General features: G+C 49.7%; 15 protein-coding genes and 1 pseudogene. 7 read left to right on the top strand and 9 right to left on the bottom strand.

The features are described from left to right. The 3 genes and pseudogenes from ACJAZW_RS07850 to ACJAZW_RS07840 all read left to right on the top strand — a co-directional run. Positions 1-1,572: pseudogene (locus ACJAZW_RS07850) on the top strand (vitamin B12-dependent ribonucleotide reductase); the annotation flags it as partial. 89 nt (positions 1,573-1,661) lie between these two features. Next, positions 1,662-1,964, top strand: a complete 303-nt coding sequence (locus tag ACJAZW_RS07845) for a hypothetical protein (RefSeq protein ID WP_415156783.1) — start codon at positions 1,662-1,664, stop codon at positions 1,962-1,964. Further along, entirely contained in the window at positions 1,945-2,514 is a 570-nt protein-coding gene (locus ACJAZW_RS07840; protein WP_415156781.1) for a putative phage abortive infection protein, read from the top strand. The genes ACJAZW_RS07845 and ACJAZW_RS07840 overlap by 20 nt, the downstream gene beginning before the upstream one ends. Positions 2,515-2,765: 251 nt before the next feature. Here ACJAZW_RS07840 and ACJAZW_RS07835 read toward each other — a convergent pair whose 3' ends face one another. From ACJAZW_RS07835 to ACJAZW_RS07820, 4 genes are all read right to left on the bottom strand, one after another. Further along, positions 2,766-3,050, bottom strand: coding sequence for a GIY-YIG nuclease family protein (locus ACJAZW_RS07835; protein WP_415156779.1), 285 nt, complete (start codon positions 3,048-3,050; stop codon positions 2,766-2,768). A 709-nt stretch (positions 3,051-3,759) separates the two neighbouring features. After that, positions 3,760-4,128 (bottom strand): DUF4342 domain-containing protein, encoded by a 369-nt coding sequence (locus ACJAZW_RS07830; protein ID WP_415156777.1) that lies wholly within the window; start codon positions 4,126-4,128, stop codon positions 3,760-3,762. Between the two features lie 143 nt (positions 4,129-4,271). Then, entirely contained in the window at positions 4,272-5,021 is a 750-nt protein-coding gene (locus ACJAZW_RS07825) for a glycosyltransferase family 2 protein (RefSeq protein WP_415156775.1), read from the bottom strand. 137 nt (positions 5,022-5,158) lie between these two features. Beyond that, positions 5,159-6,088, bottom strand: coding sequence for a hypothetical protein (locus tag ACJAZW_RS07820; RefSeq protein WP_415156773.1), 930 nt, complete (start codon positions 6,086-6,088; stop codon positions 5,159-5,161). Positions 6,089-6,322: 234 nt separating this feature from the next. Between ACJAZW_RS07820 and ACJAZW_RS07815 the strand changes: the two genes are divergently transcribed. The 3 genes from ACJAZW_RS07815 to ACJAZW_RS07805 all read left to right on the top strand — a co-directional run bounded on the left by ACJAZW_RS07815 (position 6,323) and on the right by ACJAZW_RS07805 (position 9,044). Further along, the gene (locus ACJAZW_RS07815; protein ID WP_415156771.1) at positions 6,323-6,748 is read left to right on the top strand and encodes a DUF1801 domain-containing protein; all 426 of its coding nucleotides are present in this window, start codon (positions 6,323-6,325) and stop codon (positions 6,746-6,748) included. A gap of 10 nt (positions 6,749-6,758) precedes the next feature. Continuing rightward, positions 6,759-7,214, top strand: coding sequence for an SRPBCC family protein (locus tag ACJAZW_RS07810; protein ID WP_415156769.1), 456 nt, complete (start codon positions 6,759-6,761; stop codon positions 7,212-7,214). 354 nt (positions 7,215-7,568) lie between these two features. Next, positions 7,569-9,044: an AMP nucleosidase gene (locus tag ACJAZW_RS07805; protein ID WP_415156767.1), complete on the top strand. Its 1,476-nt coding sequence runs from the start codon at positions 7,569-7,571 to the stop codon at positions 9,042-9,044. A gap of 22 nt (positions 9,045-9,066) precedes the next feature. Here ACJAZW_RS07805 and ACJAZW_RS07800 read toward each other — a convergent pair whose 3' ends face one another. The 3 genes from ACJAZW_RS07800 to aspS all read right to left on the bottom strand — a co-directional run bounded on the left by ACJAZW_RS07800 (position 9,067) and on the right by aspS (position 15,200). Further along, positions 9,067-11,355: an NADP-dependent malic enzyme gene (locus tag ACJAZW_RS07800; protein ID WP_415156765.1), complete on the bottom strand. Its 2,289-nt coding sequence runs from the start codon at positions 11,353-11,355 to the stop codon at positions 9,067-9,069. A gap of 121 nt (positions 11,356-11,476) precedes the next feature. Continuing rightward, positions 11,477-13,303: an EAL domain-containing protein gene (locus tag ACJAZW_RS07795; protein WP_415156763.1), complete on the bottom strand. Its 1,827-nt coding sequence runs from the start codon at positions 13,301-13,303 to the stop codon at positions 11,477-11,479. Between the two features lie 124 nt (positions 13,304-13,427). Beyond that, positions 13,428-15,200: an aspartate--tRNA ligase gene (aspS, locus tag ACJAZW_RS07790; protein WP_415156761.1), complete on the bottom strand. Its 1,773-nt coding sequence runs from the start codon at positions 15,198-15,200 to the stop codon at positions 13,428-13,430. 217 nt (positions 15,201-15,417) lie between these two features. Between aspS and rnd the strand changes: the two genes are divergently transcribed. Then, positions 15,418-16,581 carry a ribonuclease D gene (gene rnd / locus ACJAZW_RS07785; RefSeq protein WP_415156759.1) on the top strand — a complete coding sequence of 388 codons (1,164 nt, stop codon included), beginning with the start codon at positions 15,418-15,420 and terminating at the stop codon, positions 16,579-16,581. A 16-nt stretch (positions 16,582-16,597) separates the two neighbouring features. On the opposite strand, the gene ACJAZW_RS07780 is transcribed toward rnd, so the two are convergent. Together ACJAZW_RS07780 and ACJAZW_RS07775 are read right to left on the bottom strand one after the other, a co-directional pair. Then, on the bottom strand, positions 16,598-18,142 hold the full coding sequence (locus ACJAZW_RS07780) for an exopolyphosphatase (RefSeq protein WP_415156757.1): 1,545 nt from the start codon (positions 18,140-18,142) through the stop codon (positions 16,598-16,600). After that, positions 18,139-20,307 (bottom strand): RNA degradosome polyphosphate kinase, encoded by a 2,169-nt coding sequence (locus ACJAZW_RS07775; protein WP_415156755.1) that lies wholly within the window; start codon positions 20,305-20,307, stop codon positions 18,139-18,141. The genes ACJAZW_RS07780 and ACJAZW_RS07775 overlap by 4 nt, the downstream gene beginning before the upstream one ends. Positions 20,308-20,324 lie beyond the last annotated feature (17 nt).

Raw genomic sequence — 20,324 nt, 5'->3', positions numbered from 1 at the left:
TACTTTAAAATCATCAACCGCGCCGTGCCAGAAGCTTTGCGCACCCTTGGTTATGCCGAGGATCAGCTCGCTGAAATCGAAGTCTATGCGGTGGGTCACGGCAATCTAAACCAAGCGCCGGGCGTCAACCCAACAACGCTACGCGCCAAAGGCTTCACCGAAGAAAAAATCGAAGCCATCAATTCCGGTTTGACAAGCGCATTTGATATCAAATTCGCCTTCAACAAATGGAGCCTTGGCGAAGAGTTCTGTCGTGACACGCTTGGTTTGTCTTCCGAACAATTGGACGATTTAAACTTTGATTTGTTGGCAGCAATTGGCTTCACCAAAGCTGAAATTGATGCAGCAAACATCCATGTTTGCGGGGCGATGACGCTGGAAAAAGCGCCTCACCTTAAAGAAGAGCACTATAATGTGTTCGATTGCGCCAACCCTTGTGGTCGGATCGGCAAACGTTTCCTCAGCGTTGAAAGCCACATCCGCATGATGGCCGCCGCGCAACCGTTCATCTCTGGTGCAATTTCTAAAACCATCAACATGCCAAACAATGCAACGGTTGAAGAGTGCAAAGAAAGCTACATGCTGTCTTGGAAACTCGCTTTGAAAGCCAATGCCTTGTATCGCGATGGTTCAAAACTCAGCCAACCATTGAATTCTCAGCTATTGGCCGACGATGATGATGACGCCATTGATGCAGCCGAAGAATTTGCGGCAAAATCCGCAGTGGATCGCACCGCAGCTGTGTCTGAACGCATCGTCGAGCGGATTGTTGAACGGGTTCGTGAGCGCGAAAAAATGCCTGACCGCCGCAAAGGCTACACGCAAAAATCTCGTGTTGGTGGCCACACCATCTTCTTGCGCAGTGGCGAATATGATGATGGTCGTTTAGGCGAAATCTTCATCGATATGCACAAAGAAGGCGCCGCCTTCCGCGCCATGATGAACAATTTCGCGATTGCGATTTCCCTTGGCCTTCAATATGGCGTGCCGCTGGAAGAATATGTGGATGCGTTCACCTTCACCAAATTCGAACCAGCTGGCATGGTGCAAGGCAACGAGGCGATTAAATCTGCCACGTCAATTCTGGACTATGTGTTCCGCGAACTCGCGATTTCCTATCTTGATCGCGACGACTTGGCCCACGTCACCCCAGACCATATGAGCACCACCTCCTTGTCGTCCAACGCGGGGCAAGACCAAACTTCAGGCAATGGCGCAAAACCAGTTGGTGCATCGCAATATGTGTCAAAAGGCCTGACCCGCGGTCGCGTAAAAGACAAGAACTTGATGCTTGTCTCTTCCGAGCCAACCGCATCTGGTGGCAACGCCGTGCAAGCCATGCAAACCAGTGCGGCAACCATGTTGCATACCTCTGGCCAAACAGCCCTAAAAGCCGAACCCACCGTCGCCCCCGGCACTGCCCCCATGGCAGACACCAACATCCAACGCGCCCAAGCACGGATGAAAGGCTACGAAGGCGAAAGCTGCCCTGAATGCGCCAACTTCACTTTGGTGCGCAATGGAACGTGCTTGAAATGTGACACTTGTGGAAGCACGACAGGTTGTAGTTAAGCCGTTGGTGCGGAACAGCATATTGAAGTGATATTCACCCCGGTCGGCGCAAGCTGGCCGGGGTTTTGATTTTTTTGGAGATTTTGAAAGTGAAAAAAGAAACTGGTGGGAACACCACAAACATTTGGATTTGGACAATTTTCGCTACGTTGTTTGTCCTGGTAGCATGGGGGATGACGTGGATCTTCATTGGAAATGTTCAGCCAAGTTTTTCAGAAAACACAGTTGTGTTGATCCCGATTGATGACAACGGTGGGGCATTCGGAGACAAATTTGGGTTCATAACTTCTCTATTTTCTGGCCTTGCTTTTGTTGGATTGGTTGCCGCCATCTTTCTCCAGCAGGAAGAACTTAAAAACACTCAAAAAAATAATGGAAGAGCAAAAAGGTGAGTTCGAGACTCAAAACGAAGCACTCAGACTGCAGATATTCGAGAACACGTTTTTTCAATTGTTGACAACGCTAAACTCGTCAATCAATGACATCGACTTGGTGGTTTCCACCAGGATAACCAAAGGAAAAGACGCCATAAAGGTTTTCTATGATCGGTTTCGCGAAGTATCCCCACAGGTAGACTACGCAAGTGCGTATCAGGCTTCATACGAGCAGCACTCCCACGAATTCGCCCACTACTTCCGACTTCTTTACCGGATTTTTCGGTACATCGACGAAAGCGCACCAAATGGAAAGCAACATTTTTATGCTAAAATAGTTAGGGCGCAAATGTCAGAATATGAAGTGAACTTTCTTTTCTACAATTCGTTGTCTCATCATGGTCAAAAATTTTTAATACTCGTGAACAAGTTTGGGTTGCTCAAATTTACAAATATCTCAAAACTAAGAACAATGAGCGATATGGCAATCCACCAAACCGAAGCTTTCGATGGAGGCGAAGCCCTTAGAATTTGGACAAGCCAAATAAATGAACCGAAGGCACCATAGGGTCCAATTTGGCCGTCATTCCGCCAAAAACGGGCACGTTCACCACAAGCCAAACCCACCACCCCTCACCCTGAGCTTGTCGAAGGGCGAGCTAATAAGAAAGACCCCATGCAAGATTGCACGCGCCATTTACTGAACGCCATCCTTCGACAAGCTCAGGATGAGGAACGGTAAATCAGGCTCACCGCCCAACAAGCTCAGATCGGAAATATTTTAGAATAAACTTGTTTCCCCACAAGGTCGCAACGGGTTTACTTTTTGGCCCTCGACAGTTCAGCAAGCTTTTCAAAATCTCCCGCAATAAGGGCTTCCTTCTTCGCCCGCGTCCACCCTTTTAGTTGCAGTTCCCGCGCAATAGCTTGGGTAACCACCGCAAATTCCTCGGAATGCGCCAGCTTTACGGGTAAACGTGATTTCGTGTAGCCATCAATTTGCCCAGAATTGTGCTCGCTTATCCGCTCTTCGAGCGAACGGCGTGTGATTCCAACGTAATAAGAGTTATCCGCACATTCTAAGATGTACACAATCGCTTGCATTTGGCTGTTCCGCCCTCGTGGTTCGACAAGCTCACCATGAGGGCTCGCTAAAGGCAATACAAAAAGCGCTCTACGCGTATGACTGTCTACGCCACCTACTCTTCCTCACCCTGAGCCTGTCGAAGGGCCAAACAAAAAACTTATCCCCGCCTCGCCCACTTACCCCATAATCATCCCCATCTTCGCTCCAGCGGCCATCGACGGATGGTGGAGTATTTTGAGCAACCTCCATTGGCGCATGCTAGCGCGCACCAATCGGCGGGGGGGCCGGGGTAGCAGGCACAGCCTGCGACGGCGGCATGCAATAACCCTTCCGGGGGTGCCGGGGTAGCAGGCACAGCCTGCGACGGCGGCGCGTAAAAAGAGCCGGGGGTGTGCCGGTGTCGGGAGCGCAAGCGACCAACGGCGGCACGTAAAATTAACCGTAGGGGTAGGATGTTACCTCAAACGGGGCATTCCCGGCCACGGAGCCGGGATCTTCTCACGAGATAGCAACCGCCTGCCCCCCACCCTTAATCCCTCCCCACCAAGGGGAAGAAAACAGAAGCTGTGGATTGTGTGAACAATCACAGATTATGGAAACAATCGGCGGCGCAGATTAACCGGCACGCGCCGCGTGAGGTCAAAAGACACAAAAAAACCCCGGTTAAAAACCGGGGCAATATTTGGGAGGTCATCTTAAGTTGTACTCATGCTAGAGCGGCAAACGTTAAGACTTTGCCTTCTTCTTCTTTTTCTTTTTAGGCGTATCTTGATGATCGCCGTCACCGGCTTCTTTGCTCGGGTCTCTTACGACCTCAATTTTGACTTTTGCCAGCACGCCAGCAAGCCCACCAAGGATCGCCAACCAAGGCGCGGCCAGCATCACGACGCCGCCAACAACCACGCTGCCGGTTAATGGGACTTCGATCACCAAATCATCGTTTGCTGACCGGATACGGAGTTTTCGCACATTGCCTTCAGAAACCAATTTGGTGATTTCTTCAACAAGTTTGCTGCCCGCAACTTCAATTTCTTCGGTAAAGCTTTCCCAGCCGCCTTTGGGCTCGTCAGATTCTTTGCGCTTATCATCAACCATTGTGGTCTCCTTTGCTGCACTATGACCTGAAATGTGGGGATTGGGCCGCAAAGAACAAGGCGCCCCTTCGCATTTTATTTGCAAAGAAGCGCCTTGAAAAACCAGAAAAACTGCCCTAGCAGGCGAAAACGCGTTGAGTTTGCTTATTTTTTATCGCCGGGGCGAACGTCTGTGTAGGTCTTGGTTGCAGGTTTTCCGCGAAACGTGACCCAAAAGAAGTTCAAAACATAAACCCCAGCGGTCTGAAACACCCCTTCTTCGGTCAAGCGACGGCCAGAGGTGCGCATGGGCAAGTTGAACGTCCATTTGACCGGACCAACCTTAGAAAGCCGCACAGCGATGTCTGTGTCTTCCCCGTAGAACGATATCGACGTGTCATAGCCGCCCGCCTTGTTCCAAGCCGAACGGCGGATAACAAAGTTGCCCCCTTGGATCATCGATCCAACCTTGAGCACAAAACGATTGAGCAGATAAACTACAAAGGAGATGTAATAAAAGAACCGCACCAAAATCTGGTTCCACAGCGACAGGTCGTAATAAATATAGGGGCCGCTTAAACCCACCAGTTCGGGCCGCTTCTCAAAGGTCGACATAACGGTTTCAATCCAACCGTCAGGCAACTCGGTGTCGGCATCAATGTTGGCAACCAACTCAGCTGTCGACGCGTTAAAACCGGCGCGACGCGCATAAACCAAGCCCTTGTCGAACTCGTCAACAACGGTGACGCCCTCAAAGCCCTCAGCGATTTCTTTTGTGCGGTCTGTCGAGGCGTTGTTGACCACGATGATCTCGCACTTAACCCCGGATTGCTTGACCCGTTTCGTAACAGATTCAAGACAACGCCCGATAAGACCCTCTTCATTGAAGGCCGGAATAACAAATGCCAGTTGCATGTGAGCTCCTTAAAATGGCATTTCACATCCGATGAAATGCCCCGCCGCTTCGCCCAAAACTTTCTCGCTACCCGATTACAACATATAATGGGCGCAAATAGCGATGCTGCGGGCGGGTTATGCCTAAAAATTGGAGATTATTCAACCCCGAAGTGCTTAAATACCCGCAATGCAAATAGTGTGACCCATCTGCTGGGTTGCCCTGCCCGTTCCATATCAAAGTGGGTTTGCCCGGGATGTTTGGCCTGCACATTCCAGCGACCATCAGCGCGGCGCTTCTTTTTGAGCACTTCAGTAGCGGGTTGCAACCGATCGTCCCACGTCCGATTTGCAGCGCGGAAATAGTCGAGCCCGCGCAAAATACTGTATCGCCAGCGATAGGGGTAAGACAGTTTAAGGAACCCTTTTTCGATCAACAGCCCCGTACGGTCAGAAATAAACAATTGATGCAAAAGCAAAAAATCTTCGGCATCGCGCATCTGGCTACGCACCTCGTCGGCCCGATAGGTATAACCCGCGTTAAGATAAGTCAAAAAACCTTCAAGAACTGAACAGGTTGAATGCAGCGACGAATGATGTGGCTTGGCGCGATTGGATCGGCAGTTAAAACCGCCATCGCCCATATGCTGGGCAAGTAGAAAATCTAAGATGGATTTCAGATCTTTTTCGGGCAGATCAAAATAGCTCGCATAATGGAGAAACATACCATTGACACAGACATCGCTATTGCCCTTGAGCCCAAACGGGCCAATACCGCCATCGGTTGGGGATTTCTCGTTTGCTATGATCATAGAAATTTCTGCACGAATTTCTAGGATGTCGGGTGCAATCTCTAAGTTGCGCAGATCAAGTAAGGTGTAATGGCTCGATGTCCACTTCATCTGATAAAACGCGCGCCCCCAACTACCGTCTGGATTGCGCGCATCCAAGAATTGTTTTCCCCAGCCTTGCGATGCAATGCGATCCCGCAAATCAAACCGATTTTCTCCCAGCAAATCCCGCCGGGTCTGATATTGAACAGCAACATCGCCTGCCATCAGCCAGTCGATTATCTCAGAATTTTCCATGCGTGCACGCTCCAAGCTGCAACCAGCTTACAGAAACGGCCCAACCAGTGCGTTGACCAATATCAACCACCAAAGGTCCTTGCCCAACCGAGCAATGGAAACATTCGCCCGTTCTCGAGGCAATAATTGAGCGCGCGGTGACTGGTTTTGCCATCCGTTATGAGGCGGCCAGCCAAATCACAAACTAGCCAAAACCCGGCAAAATGTGATTTGATCACATAAGGGGAAGAGGCTATGGCGAAAAATCAGAACAAAACCCAAAAGACAGATGCGAGTGTCGACGAATACCTCATGCAAATTGAGGATGCGGAAAAACGCGCAGATTGTTTCAAAATAAAAGATATGATGGAGCGCATTGTGGATGCGCCTGCTAGAATGTGGGGCACTTCGATCATCGGGTTTGGCGATTATCACTACAAATATGAAAGTGGACGCGAAGGCGATTTTATGCGCTCGGGCTTTGCAGCGCGCAAAGCCAATATTGTCTTATACATTATGGCTGGGTTCTCGGAATATAATGCCTTATTGGAAAAAATGGGCAAACACAAGCACGGCAAAGGCTGCCTATATATCAAACGCTTAAGCGATCTTGATGAATCAGCTCTTGAGGAAATCATCACACGATCTGTCGCCTCTATGGCTCAAAAATATCCTGAATAGGAACCGCATCATGCCAACAATTACTGTTTCAAGATTGTTCGAATCTTCACCAGAAATCGCTTTCGACGTGGTTTCAGATTTCCCAAATGCCGCAAACTTCGTTGATGGCATTATCAAAGTTGAAATGCTCACACCCGGCCCGGTAGCGCTGGGCACCAGAGTGAGAGAGACCAGAATTATGATGGGACGAGAGGCAACCGAAGAAATGGAAGTCTCCATTATGGACCGCCCAAACCAATTTGTAGTGGAAGCATTTAGCCATGGCACTGAATATGTGACCAGCTATTTAATGGAACCAAATGAGAACGGCACCAACGTAACATTAGTGTTCAAGGCAACGCCAAAAACATTCATGTCAAAAATATTGGCGGCGCTGTTCTCCAAAATGATCTCAACCGTTGCCGACCTGATGGAAAAGGACCTCATTCAAGCCAGCATTGAAGCCAAGCGGCGCGCCATGGATTAAAAGATAGCGGCCAGTGCGCTTCTGCAATTAAAAAAGGCCAATGCAACTAATGCACTGGCCAATTGAAGGTCAATATTTGGGTCGCCATCGAACATGGTTTGAGGGCTGCAAAGGGGGACATGTCCGACAGCGACCATTGCAGTCGACAAAGGGCATTCAGCCAACCGCATAAATAGGATATAGGGATCACCGAAATGGTTTAAAGGCCCGTCACATTCTTGTGATCAAAAAAACTTCTAGCGCCACATAAAGACAAAACCAAATTCAGCGGATATGCTTTTGCAACAGCCATCAGTGTTCTTGAACACAGGTGATAGCGAGATTGCCAAAAACAAAAATAATAATGGAGCTCAAATGGATATTATTCGCCCAGAACCCTTGCCACAAAAATCGTTCAAAGACCCCTATCTAGCCCGAGACTATGTGGCACAGATTTATGACCGCAATACGCAGTTCATTCGGGACGCTGTGCGTGAACTTTCAGATGGCAAGCAACCAAGGGGTCGAATTCGGGCAAACTATCCAATGGCAAGAGTAAGCTCGAATAGCTTCCAAAAAATCGATTCGCACTTGCCATACGGCTTTTTGCATTCGCCAGGCGTCTACCAAACCACAATTTCTGAACCTGAATTGTTTAAATACTATCTCACCGCGCAATTCGCCCAGCTCCTTAAAAACCATGATTGCGAAATTGAGATTGGTGAATCAGACACGCCCATTCCTGTCCATTTTGCGCTTGATCCCACAACAACGCTGGACGGCGATGCCATCAACGCACTTGGCATTCCATTGCGCGATATTTTTGATGTGCCCGATTTGGCCCATACGGACGATGAAATCGCAAATGGCACATTCATCCCCCCCCAAGGCGGCCCCTACCCGCTGGCCGCCTTTACCGCGCCGCGCGTCGACTATTCGTTGCATAGGCTGTCGCACTATACGGCCACCAAGCCAGAGCATTTCCAAAACTTCGTGCTGTTTACCAACTATAGCTTCTACATTGAGGAGTTCTGTCGGTTAGCACACAAATGGATGCAGGAGGGTCACCCAGACTACCACGCATTTGTTGAGCCTGGGAATGTGATCACGCACAACAAAAATGTTGGTGAGCCGACCACGGGCCAAAAACCACCGCGTGAGCCACAAATGCCTGCTTACCACCTTAAGTCAAAACATGGCTCTGGCATCACCATGGTCAATATTGGCGTCGGCCCGTCCAATGCCAAAACAATTACCGACCACATTGCAGTATTGCGACCCCATGCCTGGATAATGCTTGGACATTGCGCTGGCCTTCGAAATTCACAAGATTTGGGCGACTATGTTCTAGCCCATGCCTATGTGCGAGAAGACCATGTGCTAGACGCCGATCTACCTATTTCGGTACCCATCCCCGCACTCGCAGAGGTTCAAGTAGCGCTAGAGCAAGCGGTTGGTGAAATCACCGAACTAAGTGGTATGGACAAAAAGCGCATCATGCGCACCGGCACGGTTGCGACATTTGACAACCGAAATTGGGAACTGCGCGATCAAACAGAAATCGCCCAACGCCTTTCCCAATCGCGCGCCATTGCCCTTGATATGGAAAGTGCCACCATTGCAGCCAACGGGTTTAGGTTCCGTGTGCCATATGGCACACTATTGTGCGTTTCGGACAAACCATTGCACGGCGAATTAAAACTGCCCGGGATGGCCAGCGATTTTTACCGCACACAGGTCAACAAACATCTAAAAATCGGCATTCGCGCCATGGAAATACTACGGCAACAACCCGCGCATTCCATCCATTCCCGCAAACTAAGATCATTTGCGGAAACGGCGTTTCAGTAATCAAATCAGTAGGTTGCGGACGTTACTTGGCGTCCGCACCCACAGCTTCAGAAACAGCAACAGCTGTCATATTCACAATGCCGCGGCTGGTCACTGATGGTGAAAGAATATGTGCCGGTTTTGCGGTCCCCATCAATATCGGGCCCACAGACAATGCATCATTCAGTTCTTTGATCAGGGTCATCGACAAGTTGGCAGCATCCAAATTCGGGAACAGCAGCAAATTGGCTTCGCCGGACAATTTGCTTTTTGGAATATAACGTTCACGCAGCATTTGGTTGAGCGCCAAATCGCCCTGCATTTCACCCTCAACGATCATTTCCGGCGCAGCAGCCTTCAGTTTTTGGTAGGTTGTGCGCATTTTTTCAGAAGTATCCCCATCGCGTGAGCCAAAGTTTGAATAGCTCAAAAGCGCCGCTTTCGCCTCGATATTAAAGCGCTTCAAGTGGGCCTGCGCTTGCAGGGCAATCTCAACTAACTCGTCGGGGCTAGGGTCCAGCGACACGTACGTATCTGCAAAGAAAAACACACCGCGTCGCATAATCAGCATGGAGAGCGCGGAAACATCCGACGCCCCTTGGTCTAGTCCAATGATCGATTTGACGTCGCGCACGTGTTTAATATAGCGACCCTGCAATCCACAAATTAGCGCATCAGCTTCGCCGCGTTTCACTGCGAGCGCGCCGATTACCGTTGTGTTTGTCCGCACAATTGTACGCGCGGTATCTGGGGTTACGCCATTGCGACCAACCAAAGAGTGGAACAAGTCCACATAATCGCGATAACGTGGGTCGTCTTCTGGGTTGATAACTTCAAAATCTTTGCCGATTTCCAAATTCAATCCGAATTTATTGATCCGGTGTTCGATCACCTGCGGCCGGCCAATCAAAATAGGTTTGGCAATGCGATCTTCAAGGGCAACTTGGGCTGCACGCAGCACACGCTCATCCTCACCATCAGCAAAGACCACACGTTTATTGCTAGATCGCGCCATATCAATGATCGGTTTCATGACCATGCCTGAACGGAATACAAACCGGTTCAAACGGTCGTGATAGGCGTCAAAGTCAGTTATTGGACGTGTCGCCACGCCGCTATCCATAGCCGCTTTTGCGACCGCTGGCGCTATGCGTAAAATAAGGCGCTGATCAAATGGGTTTGGAATAAGATATTCTGGCCCAAACGTTGCGCCCGCTTCCGCAGTTGATGCTTCAAGCGCCGGTTCATGCGCCAGCTTTGCAATGGCGTGAACTGCCGCCATTTTCATTTCTTCGTTGATCGCGGTTGCCCCAACATCCAAAGCGCCACGGAACAAAAATGGGAAACAAAGAACGTTATTCACTTGGTTGGGGTAATCAGAGCGCCCAGTGCACATCATCGCGTCTGGGCGCGCTTCTTTGGCCAATTCTGGCATAATTTCCGGCGTCGGATTGGCGAGCGCCATCACCAAAGGATTAGCTGCCATTTCTTTGAGCAACTCAGGTTTTAGCACGCCAGCAGCGCTAAGCCCGATAAAAATGTCAGCCCCCGGCATGACGTCGGCCAAGGTCGTTTTATTGGTGTCTTGCGCAAACGCAGCCCGCCAGCGATCCATCGAGTTAAGGCGCTGGGTGGTGACCAACCCATCTCGATCCGCAACCCAGATATTTTCGCGCTTCGCCCCAAGGCTGATCAATAAGTTTAAGCAAGCAATAGCGGCCGCACCGGCTCCAGATGTGACAATTTTGACGTCGCCAATTTTCTTTTTGGCAAGCCGCAACCCGTTGATAACCGCTGCTGCAACAATAATGGCGGTGCCGTGCTGATCATCATGAAACACCGGGATTTTCATGCGCTCACGCAACGCTTCTTCAACTTCAAAACACTCAGGTGCTTTGATGTCCTCTAGGTTGATCCCGCCAAATGTAGGCTCTAGTGGCGCAATTATTTCCACCAACTTGGCCGGATCGTCTTCGTCAATTTCAATATCGAAAACGTCAATCCCGGCGAACTTCTTAAACAGGACAGCTTTGCCCTCCATCACCGGTTTTGAGGCCAAAGCGCCAATGGCACCAAGGCCAAGCACCGCAGTACCATTTGAAATCACGGCGACCAAATTGCCGCGCGACGTATAGTCTGAAACAGTGGCTGGATTTTTAGCAATTTCTTCGCAAGGTGCAGCAACGCCAGGTGAATATGCAAGAGCCAAATCGCGTTGGTTGCCCAGCGGCTTTGTTGGCCGAATTTCAAGTTTGCCGGGCTTAGGGTATTTGTGAAAGTGTAGCGCGGCTTCATAAATCGAATTTTGCGTGTCACGTGGTTCTTGCGTCATCAGCTTACCTCATTGAAATTGCTGATCTGGTCTGCCACTAAACCAGCAAAAAGAAAAGCGTCAGATCAGCCATGGTGTGCATTTTATACTTTAGTATGATTTTAGCGCCAAGCAAGCGCGATCAAGCAACCGCTTCGTCGTTGCTTTTGGTCGGCGAGCCGTCTCCGCCGATCATGATTTCTTCCTCCGCCGCAATTTTCGGCGCGACATAGTCAGCATCATCATCCGAACCGGTCGCTTCGTTGGCATCAATTTCTGCTGATCCATCAACCCCAGGCGCTGATCTGCCATAATCAACGCCAATCTCGCTGTGTTCATCATCAACGAAGCCAACCAGGTCATCCACACGCGCACTATCCAGTTCGTCGATCAATTGCACTTCTTCATTGTTCATTCGCTCTGCTAAGGCCAAATAAGCATCTACTGGCAAAGCGGGCGCAAACAAAAATCCCTGCGCTTGCCGGATACCTTTTTTACGCAGATAAAGCGCTTGTTCTTCGGTCTCAACGCCTTCGGCAATGATCTCGGTGCCAAGTTCCGTCGCCATGCTAATTAATGCATCAACCACAGGAACTGGCTGATTGCGATGTTTGATCAACTCAACAAACACCCGGTCAATTTTAACGATGTCGATGCCCAGTTTTTGGATATAAGCAAGATTTGAATGGCCCGTTCCCGCGTCATCCAGAGCCACTTTGGACCCAAGATCACGCAGCGCGTGGATAACCGCATTGACCCCGGCCATATCAGACAAGGGTTGCCGCTCGGTAATTTCAAAGACCAATTGGCTATATCGAATGTTGGTCGCACCAAAGATTGTTTGAACATCTTCAACAATTGACCCGTCTCGGAAATGACGCTCAAACAAGTTGATGGCAACCTTCAAGTGCGGATGGCGATCACACAAATCTTCCAGATCGTCGCGCACTTGTTCCATCAATGAAAGCGTCATTGGAATAGCAAGGCCACTCAATTCAGCATATTCAATAAAGGCCCCCGGTGAAATGACCTCGCCATTAGGCTTCTCCCACCGAATAAGCACTTCACAACCCGCAATATGCCCGGTTTGCAAGTCAATAACCGGTTGATAACGCGGACGCAGCTCACCATCATTAATGGCGCGCTCAAGGTCAAAAGTCGGCGCTTGTGACCGGCGGACATACTGAACACAAAACCAAAGGAATATGCAGCTGGCAAGGCTGGCGACAAGTGTAAAACCAATCTGTAGGTCTGCATATTCGGCAGCAATCAAATCCACCGGAATAGCAGCGGCAACGGAAATGGGTACATTTTGTGCGACTTGCTGTGCAAAAATAAAGTTCTCGTCTGGACGTTCATCGTCGTAAAACCGCCCCGGATCGCCAAACTCATATATTGTGAGGCCACTGGTCAGTGCAAAACGGGTCATGATCGACTTATCAACCGCTGGATGTGTGGGGTCGAACATATGAGAATTAATCGGCACAAATGTCGACACCTCTTTGCCCGGACGAACGCGCAAAGACACTTTCAAAAGCGGGAAATCATTGTCCTCGATGCGCACGACGGTCATCTCTTGCGGACCGCCTGGCATGCTCATTGTCGGGGTGATCGCTGTATAGCTAAATTTGTCACCATAAAGCGCACATTGTAGCGCCCCATCGGTTGAGTTCACGATCAATTGGCGCATCATGTAATTCGCGCGCATTTCAGCTGCCGCCGCGCGGTAAAATGTTGGTGTACACAATGAGGGACTGCGAGCAGTCAAGCTCTGAAGGGATTTTGTCGCCGACCCAACAGCAAATTGAGTTTCATTGATAATGCCGTTTATGGACATTTTTAACTCTTGCATGCCGCGCATACGCACATAGGCATCCATCAAATAATCGACAGAGATAATCGGTGCAAACGCAAGGATCGCACTGAAAAACATCAGGACATGTGAAATCCGTGATTTCAAATCGGCCACGCAACATACAAGTTGACTACACTTAGCTTGTACTGAACTAGGATTAACACCGCATTAACCAAATGACGGCGCCGTGATCACTCACAACGCCGCCACTCTATATTTATCAATGTGTTAGAGAGAACTACGCTTTGGGCAGGTTCAATCTGATGCTCAGTTCGCGCAATTGCATTGCCGACACATCCGAGGGTGCGCCCATCAACAAGTCTTCTGCTTGCTGATTCATCGGGAATGCCGTCACTTCGCGAAGGTTTTCCTCACCGCAAAGCAGCATGACGATTCGATCAATGCCCGGCGCAATACCACCGTGTGGCGGAGCGCCGAATTCCATTGCCCGCAACATGCCGCCAAATTTTTCATACAAAATGGCTTCATCATAGCCAGCCATATCAAAGGCTTTTTTCATGATTTCGGGGCGGTGATTCCGGATTGCGCCAGAGCTCAACTCAAAACCATTACAAACAATGTCGTACTGGTACGCATTGATGGTCAATGGATCTTGGTTTTCCAAAGCCTCCAGACCACCTTGCGGCATAGAGAATGGATTGTGCGAGAAATCGACACGTTTTTCTTCTTCATTCCACTCAAACATTGGAAAATCAACAATCCAACACAGATCAAAACGATCCTTGTCGATAAGATTGAGATCAGTACCCACTTTGGTGCGCGCAGCGCCTGCAAAGCCAACAAACTTGGATGGAACACCGCAGGCAAAGAACACGGCATCGCCAGCATTTAAACCAAGCTGCGTCCGAATTGCTTCGGTGCGTTCTGGACCAATATTCTTGGCAATGGGGCCTGCGCCCTCACCTTCACGGTAAATAATGTAGCCAAGACCCGGTTGCCCCTCGCCTTGTGCCCATTTGTTCATCCGATCACAAATCGCTCGCGAACCACCTGTTGGCGCAGGAATTGCCCAAACTTCAACTTTAGGGTCGTTGGCAATCTGGTTGGCAAACACACCAAAACCAGAACCCGCAAAATGCTCGGTTACAGCCTGCATTTCAATTGGGTTCCGCAAATCTGGCTTGTCGTTACCGTATTTACGCATAGATTCTGCGTATGGAATGCGTGGGAAGGTTTGGGTAACAGGCTTGCCTTTACCGAACTCTTCAAACACACCGCGCAATACAGGCTCAATCGCTTGGAACACATCTTCTTGTTCCACAAAGCTCATTTCAATATCAAGCTGATAGAATTCGCCCGGCGAACGGTCAGCGCGGGCATCTTCATCGCGGAAACATGGCGCGATTTGGAAGTAACGGTCAAAGCCAGAAATCATCAACAATTGTTTGAACTGTTGAGGCGCTTGTGGCAGCGCATAGAATTTGCCCGGATGCATCCGTGATGGCACCAAGAAATCGCGCGCGCCTTCAGGGCTAGAAGCGGTCAAAATCGGTGTTTGATACTCCATAAAGCCTTGGGCGGTCATGGTGTTGCGCAAATGCGAGATGATTTTCGAACGCGTGACAATATTGTTGTGAATACGTTCGCGGCGCAAATCCAAAAAACGGTGTTTTAAGCGAATGTCTTCTGGATATTCTTGATCGCCAAATACCGGCATCGGTAATTCTTTAGCGGCACCAAGCACCTCAATCTCACGAATAAAAAGCTCGACATCACCAGTTGGCAAATCTGAGTTGGCAGTGCCCTCAGCGCGGTTCTTCACGTCGCCATCGATACGAACCACGAACTCGGAACGCAGCGTTTCAGCCAAGCCAAAAGCATTGGAATCAGGATCCACAACGCATTGTGTAATCCCGTAATGGTCGCGAAGGTCGATAAACAACAGCCCGCCGTGATCTCTAACACGATGGACCCAGCCAGAAAGCCGAACAGTTTCACCAACATGAGTTTTGCGCAAGTCAGCACAAGTATGGCTACGATAGCGATGCATTTTCAATACCAATCCCGGTAATCCGTGTGGGAATTTTTGCGCGGAAAAGCGCATGATGCGCGCCGTTTGTCAAGCACGACAACCCTATATCCTTTGCCATGTTAGCACACAACACATATGAAGGGTTGCAAGTTTGTCGAAAAACCGCACACTAGCCCGCAACCAATAAACCAAAAATGACGCCGTTTCAAACGCGCAACCGGATAAAAAGAACAATATGAAAATCATCACGTCCACAAAGGACTTGGCCGAATTTTGTGATGCGGCAAAAAACTTTGATTTTGTAACTGTCGACACCGAGTTCTTAAGAGAAACCACCTACTGGCCAATCTTGTGCCTTGTTCAGATGGCGACGCCTGAAGAAGCCGTTATTGTTGACCCGATGGTTGAGGGCTTCGACCTTGGACCGATGTTTGAACTGTTTCAAAACAAATCCGTCGTCAAAGTGTTCCATGCGGCAAAGCAAGACATTGAAATATTCGTAAAACTCTCTGGTGATGCGCCCCAACCGGTGTTTGACACACAAGTTGCAGCCGCTGTTTGTGGTTTTGGCGACAGCATTTCATATGACAATCTGGTGCGCATGATCACCGGCACCCAATTGGACAAAAGCTCACGCTTCACCAATTGGTCGCATCGTCCCCTTACCGACAAGCAACTCACTTATGCCTTGGGCGATGTCACACATTTGCGCGACTGTTATTTGCACATTGTTGACTTGCTGGAAGAAAAAGACCGCCTTCCCTGGATCGAAGACGAGTTGGCCGCCTTGATGGATCGCAACAATTACCTTGTGCAGCCAGAAGACGCTTGGAAACGGCTCAAAATGAAAGTGAACCGCCCGCGCGACCTTGCGATGATGCAAGAACTTGCCGCATGGCGCGAGCTCAAAGCACAACAACAAGATGTGCCACGGGGCCGCGTGGTCAAAGACGATGCAATTTATGAATTGGCCCAACAACAACCCAATTCGACCAAAGCATTTGATCGACTACGCTCATTCTCCAAAGGGTTTGGCCGCTCCTCATCTGCCGACGAGATCATCAAAATCGTCGCACAGGTTCAATCCATCGACAAAGATGACTTGCCCAAAGTGCCGCGCAAACCGAATGGCCCTTCGCCAAAAGGTGCTATCGGCGACCTGCTGCGTGTGCTGCTGAAGGCGGTTAGTGAGACTGAAGGCGTTGCACCGCGCATCATCGCCTCCAGCGACGATATTGATCAGATCGTTCTAAATGACAATGCCGATGTACAGGCACTAAGCGGTTGGCGGCGCGAGGTTTTTGGCAACAAAGCACTGGCAATAAAAAGCGGCAAACTTGCTTTAGGCGCAACACCTGACGGGATCATCCCAATCGCTGTTGATCTTGAATTAGAATAGCCAAACCATTGAATAGTTAGCTGGAGACGATTTCCGCCTCCAAATCTAAGAACGCAGCCAGCTGTTTAAAGCGCCTGACCATCTTTTCAGCGGCCAATACTTCATATCCTGCTGGCAGCAAGATTTGCAGCCTAATCTCATCACGTTTCCATTGAATGAGCGGTAAGACGTTTGGCATTGCCGCTGACAGCAAATACGCGACGCGAAAAAGCGCACCGAGCAAATCGGCGTGTTTGGCATGCTTTTCGCCACACAAATCAAAGAGCGCATCGAAGTCGATGTTTTTGCGCTTTAATCCCAAATAACGTACGGCCAAGCAGCGGGCCAAATGCGATCGCCCCGTGTGGTCAACACCCACAAACGAGCCATAGGCCACCGCGTCAACGGCTTGCGCTCCACGATAATCTGGATGCCCACGCCACGAAATATCCGACAAATAACACGCCGCGTGGCGCAATTGTTGCAGCAACTCGCTTTCTTCAAAACCAATCACATCCAAAAACTGTGCGGTAAACCCAATAAGGTCTTCGGCATGTATAGGTGACCGCGAACGAAGGATCGAGAGCTCCTCACAGGCTTGTAAGAGCGGATCAACTCTTTGTTCGGATGGTTCGAGTTGGCCAAACAAAAAGCCTTCGCGCACCCCAAGGGCCGAAAACTTTACCGTTTTGAAGCGTCCCACTTCCAAGACAGCTTTCAGCGCCGCCGCCCCATAACTCAACAAATCACGACGGTTACTGGATAGGAGTTGCGCGGCATCGGGCAGCTCGCCCTTTTCTGCCAGATCAATGATTTGATCGCAAAGTTCGATCATCGATGCAGCATCCACACGATAGCCCTGCACCATCGACAACGGATATTTAGATTGAATCTGATGCACCTTGGCTATCGCGCGCCACGTACCACCAATTGCGACAAATTCACCTTTTTTGACATCCGCCAGTAGTGGTGAACTCGCCAGCACTTTGCGGCAAATTTTATATGCTTTGCTCGCGGAAAGCTCGCTATCATCTTGCAACCGGATCGCGCCTAAAGGGTGCGTTTCCCCAGCACTCTCGTTCTGTCCATCCAGCACGGCCAACTCAAGACTGCCGCCACCAAAATCGCCCAACATACCCTGTTGTTGCGGCATGCCAGCAATGGTGCCAAGTGCCGCGAAATGCGCTTCCTCCGCCCCCGAAAGGACTTGCACTTTGGTATTCATCACTTCTTCAACACCGGCAATAAACATCGCGCCATTGCTTGCATCACGCGTTGCAGCGGTTGCAAGAATATGCAGATCACCAACCTTTGTCAGTTCACACACAAGCGCAAACCGCCGCATCGCAACCAAAGCGCGCTCAACGCTTTCTGTACCCAAAGCGCCAGTTTGCCCGATACCTCGACCAAGCCCGCAAGGCACTTTTTCATTGTAGATTGGGGTTAGAGCGCGAATATGCCGCTCATAAATCACCAATCGAACAGAATTTGACCCGATATCGAGCACAGCAATCGGCTGCCCTTCGGCAATGCGGCCCTGGGCGGTCGGCAGTTTCAGCGACTTAACAAATGATCGGATCAATCATCGTCCTCTTCAACAAGCCCGTCGCTTGCAGAAGCACTTCCACGGCCGGACAAGCTTGGGTTGGTCATGAAATAGTCATGTGCGTTGAACACAACCTCCCCCTCTTGTGTCTCGATTCGGCGCGAAGTGCCATCCGGTAACACTTCCCAACTTTGCTGGTTATCATTGATATTGGCGACCATGATGCGTTCAAGCACTTGCTTTTGCACGGTTTTGTTAAACAACGGCACCAACACTTCAACCCGCCCATCAAGATTGCGTTGCATCAAATCCGCCGAAGAAATGTACACCGCCGCTTTGCGTGATGGCATCTCGTGACCTTGTCCAAAACAGAAAATACGTGAGTGTTCCAAAAACCGTCCAACGATACTTTTCACCCGGATATTATCTGAAAAATCAGGAATCCCGGGCCGCAAACAACATATACCACGCACAATTAGCTCAACTTGCACACCAGCTTGGGATGCACGATACAGCGCATCAATGATTTTTGGATCGACCAATGAATTCATTTTGAACCAGATATTTGCCGGCTCTTCGGCCTTGGCATGTTCTATCTCACGGTCAATATGTTGCAGCAATGTGCTGCGCAAGGACAATGGCGACACAGAAATACACTCAAGAGCCGTCGGACGTGCGTAACCCGTGATGTAGTTAAACACGCGCGCCACATCTCGTGTAATGGTTGGGTTCGTGGTAAAATAGCTCAAATCTGTATAAATCTTAGCCGTGATTGGGTGGTAATTCCCAGTACCGATATGGCAGTAAGAAACCAGTTTCCCCTTTTTATCCCGACGCACCACTTGGCTGAGTTTGGCATGCGTTTTCCACTCAATAAAACCAAACACGACTTGCACCCCCGCGCGTTCCATATCGCGCGCCCAACGAATATTAGCTTCCTCATCAAAACGCGCTTTGAGTTCAACCAATGCAGTCACCGATTTACCGGCTTCTGCGGCCTGAATAAGCGCTTTGACAATTGGCGAGTCGTTGGACGTACGATAAAGCGTTTGCTTAATCGCCACGACCTCAGGATCGCTTGCCGCTTGCATCAAAAATTGTGCAACAATATCAAAGCTTTCATAAGGGTGATGCACCACGATGTCTTTTTGTTTGATCGCGGCAAAGCAATCACCCTGATGGTCCCGCACCCGCTCAGGAAAACGCGCATTGAACGGCTTGAATTTCAAATCCGAACGGTCCACTTCGCAAATACCGGACGCATCAGAAAGTGCCAAAAAGCCTTCAACTTCAAACGTATCTTCCTGACCCACATGCAATTCGTCCGCGATGCGCTTGCGCAATTTGCGGGGCATTGAGCGTTCGATTTCTAGGCGGATCACCTGCCCACGACGACGCTGACGCAAAGCAGATTCAAACTCAACCACCAAGTCAGCGGCTTCATCATCAATTTCCATTTCGCTGTCGCGAATGACCCGGAAAGCACCAGAACCAACAACTTTATGGCCGGGGAACATGCCTTCAAAAAACAAATTAATCAGGGTCTCGATCGTAACCATTTCGATCCGCTTACCGCTCGTAAGCTCATCAGGCAAAAACACAAACCGTTCGATATTGTTGGGTACACGCACAAGTGCTGTAAGGGTGTCGTCCTCATCTGGCCGTTGAAGCTCAAACGCCAATGAAAACCCCAAATTCGGAATAAACGGAAACGGATGGGCAGGATCCACCGCCATTGGGGTTAAAACCGGAAAAATCTCGTCTTTGAACAATTGTTCAAGATACTCGAGCTGCGCCGTCGACAATTCTTCGGCTTCATTCAAAATGATATCGCTTGCCTCAAGCGCTTCACGTATTTCTTGCCAGCTATCTTGTTGCTCAAGGTGTAAATGTTGAGCAAGCGCCGCAATCTCGTCCAGCTGCTCCGCGGGCGACATGCCGTCCGCGCTAAGACGCGTCACGCCTGCCCTTAATTGCCCTTTCAGGCCCGCCACGCGAACCATGAAGAACTCATCAAGGTTGCTGGCTGAAATAGAAACAAAACGCAACCGTTCAAGCAGTGGATGCGCAATATTTCCCGCTTCTTCCAGCACACGCATATTAAATTGCAGCCACGACACTTCCCGGTTTACAAATCGCGCAGGGCTATTCCACAATTCATCAATTTCCGGCGCTATATCTTTAGATACAATTTTGTCCATTTTTCGCCTCAAATTGG

The sequence above is a fragment of the Maritalea sp. genome (assembly GCF_047634455.1).
Lineage (GTDB): Bacteria > Pseudomonadota > Alphaproteobacteria > Rhizobiales > Devosiaceae > Maritalea.
The sequence above is the reverse complement of the archived record's forward strand: the minus strand, read 5'-3'. Positions and strand labels throughout refer to the sequence as shown.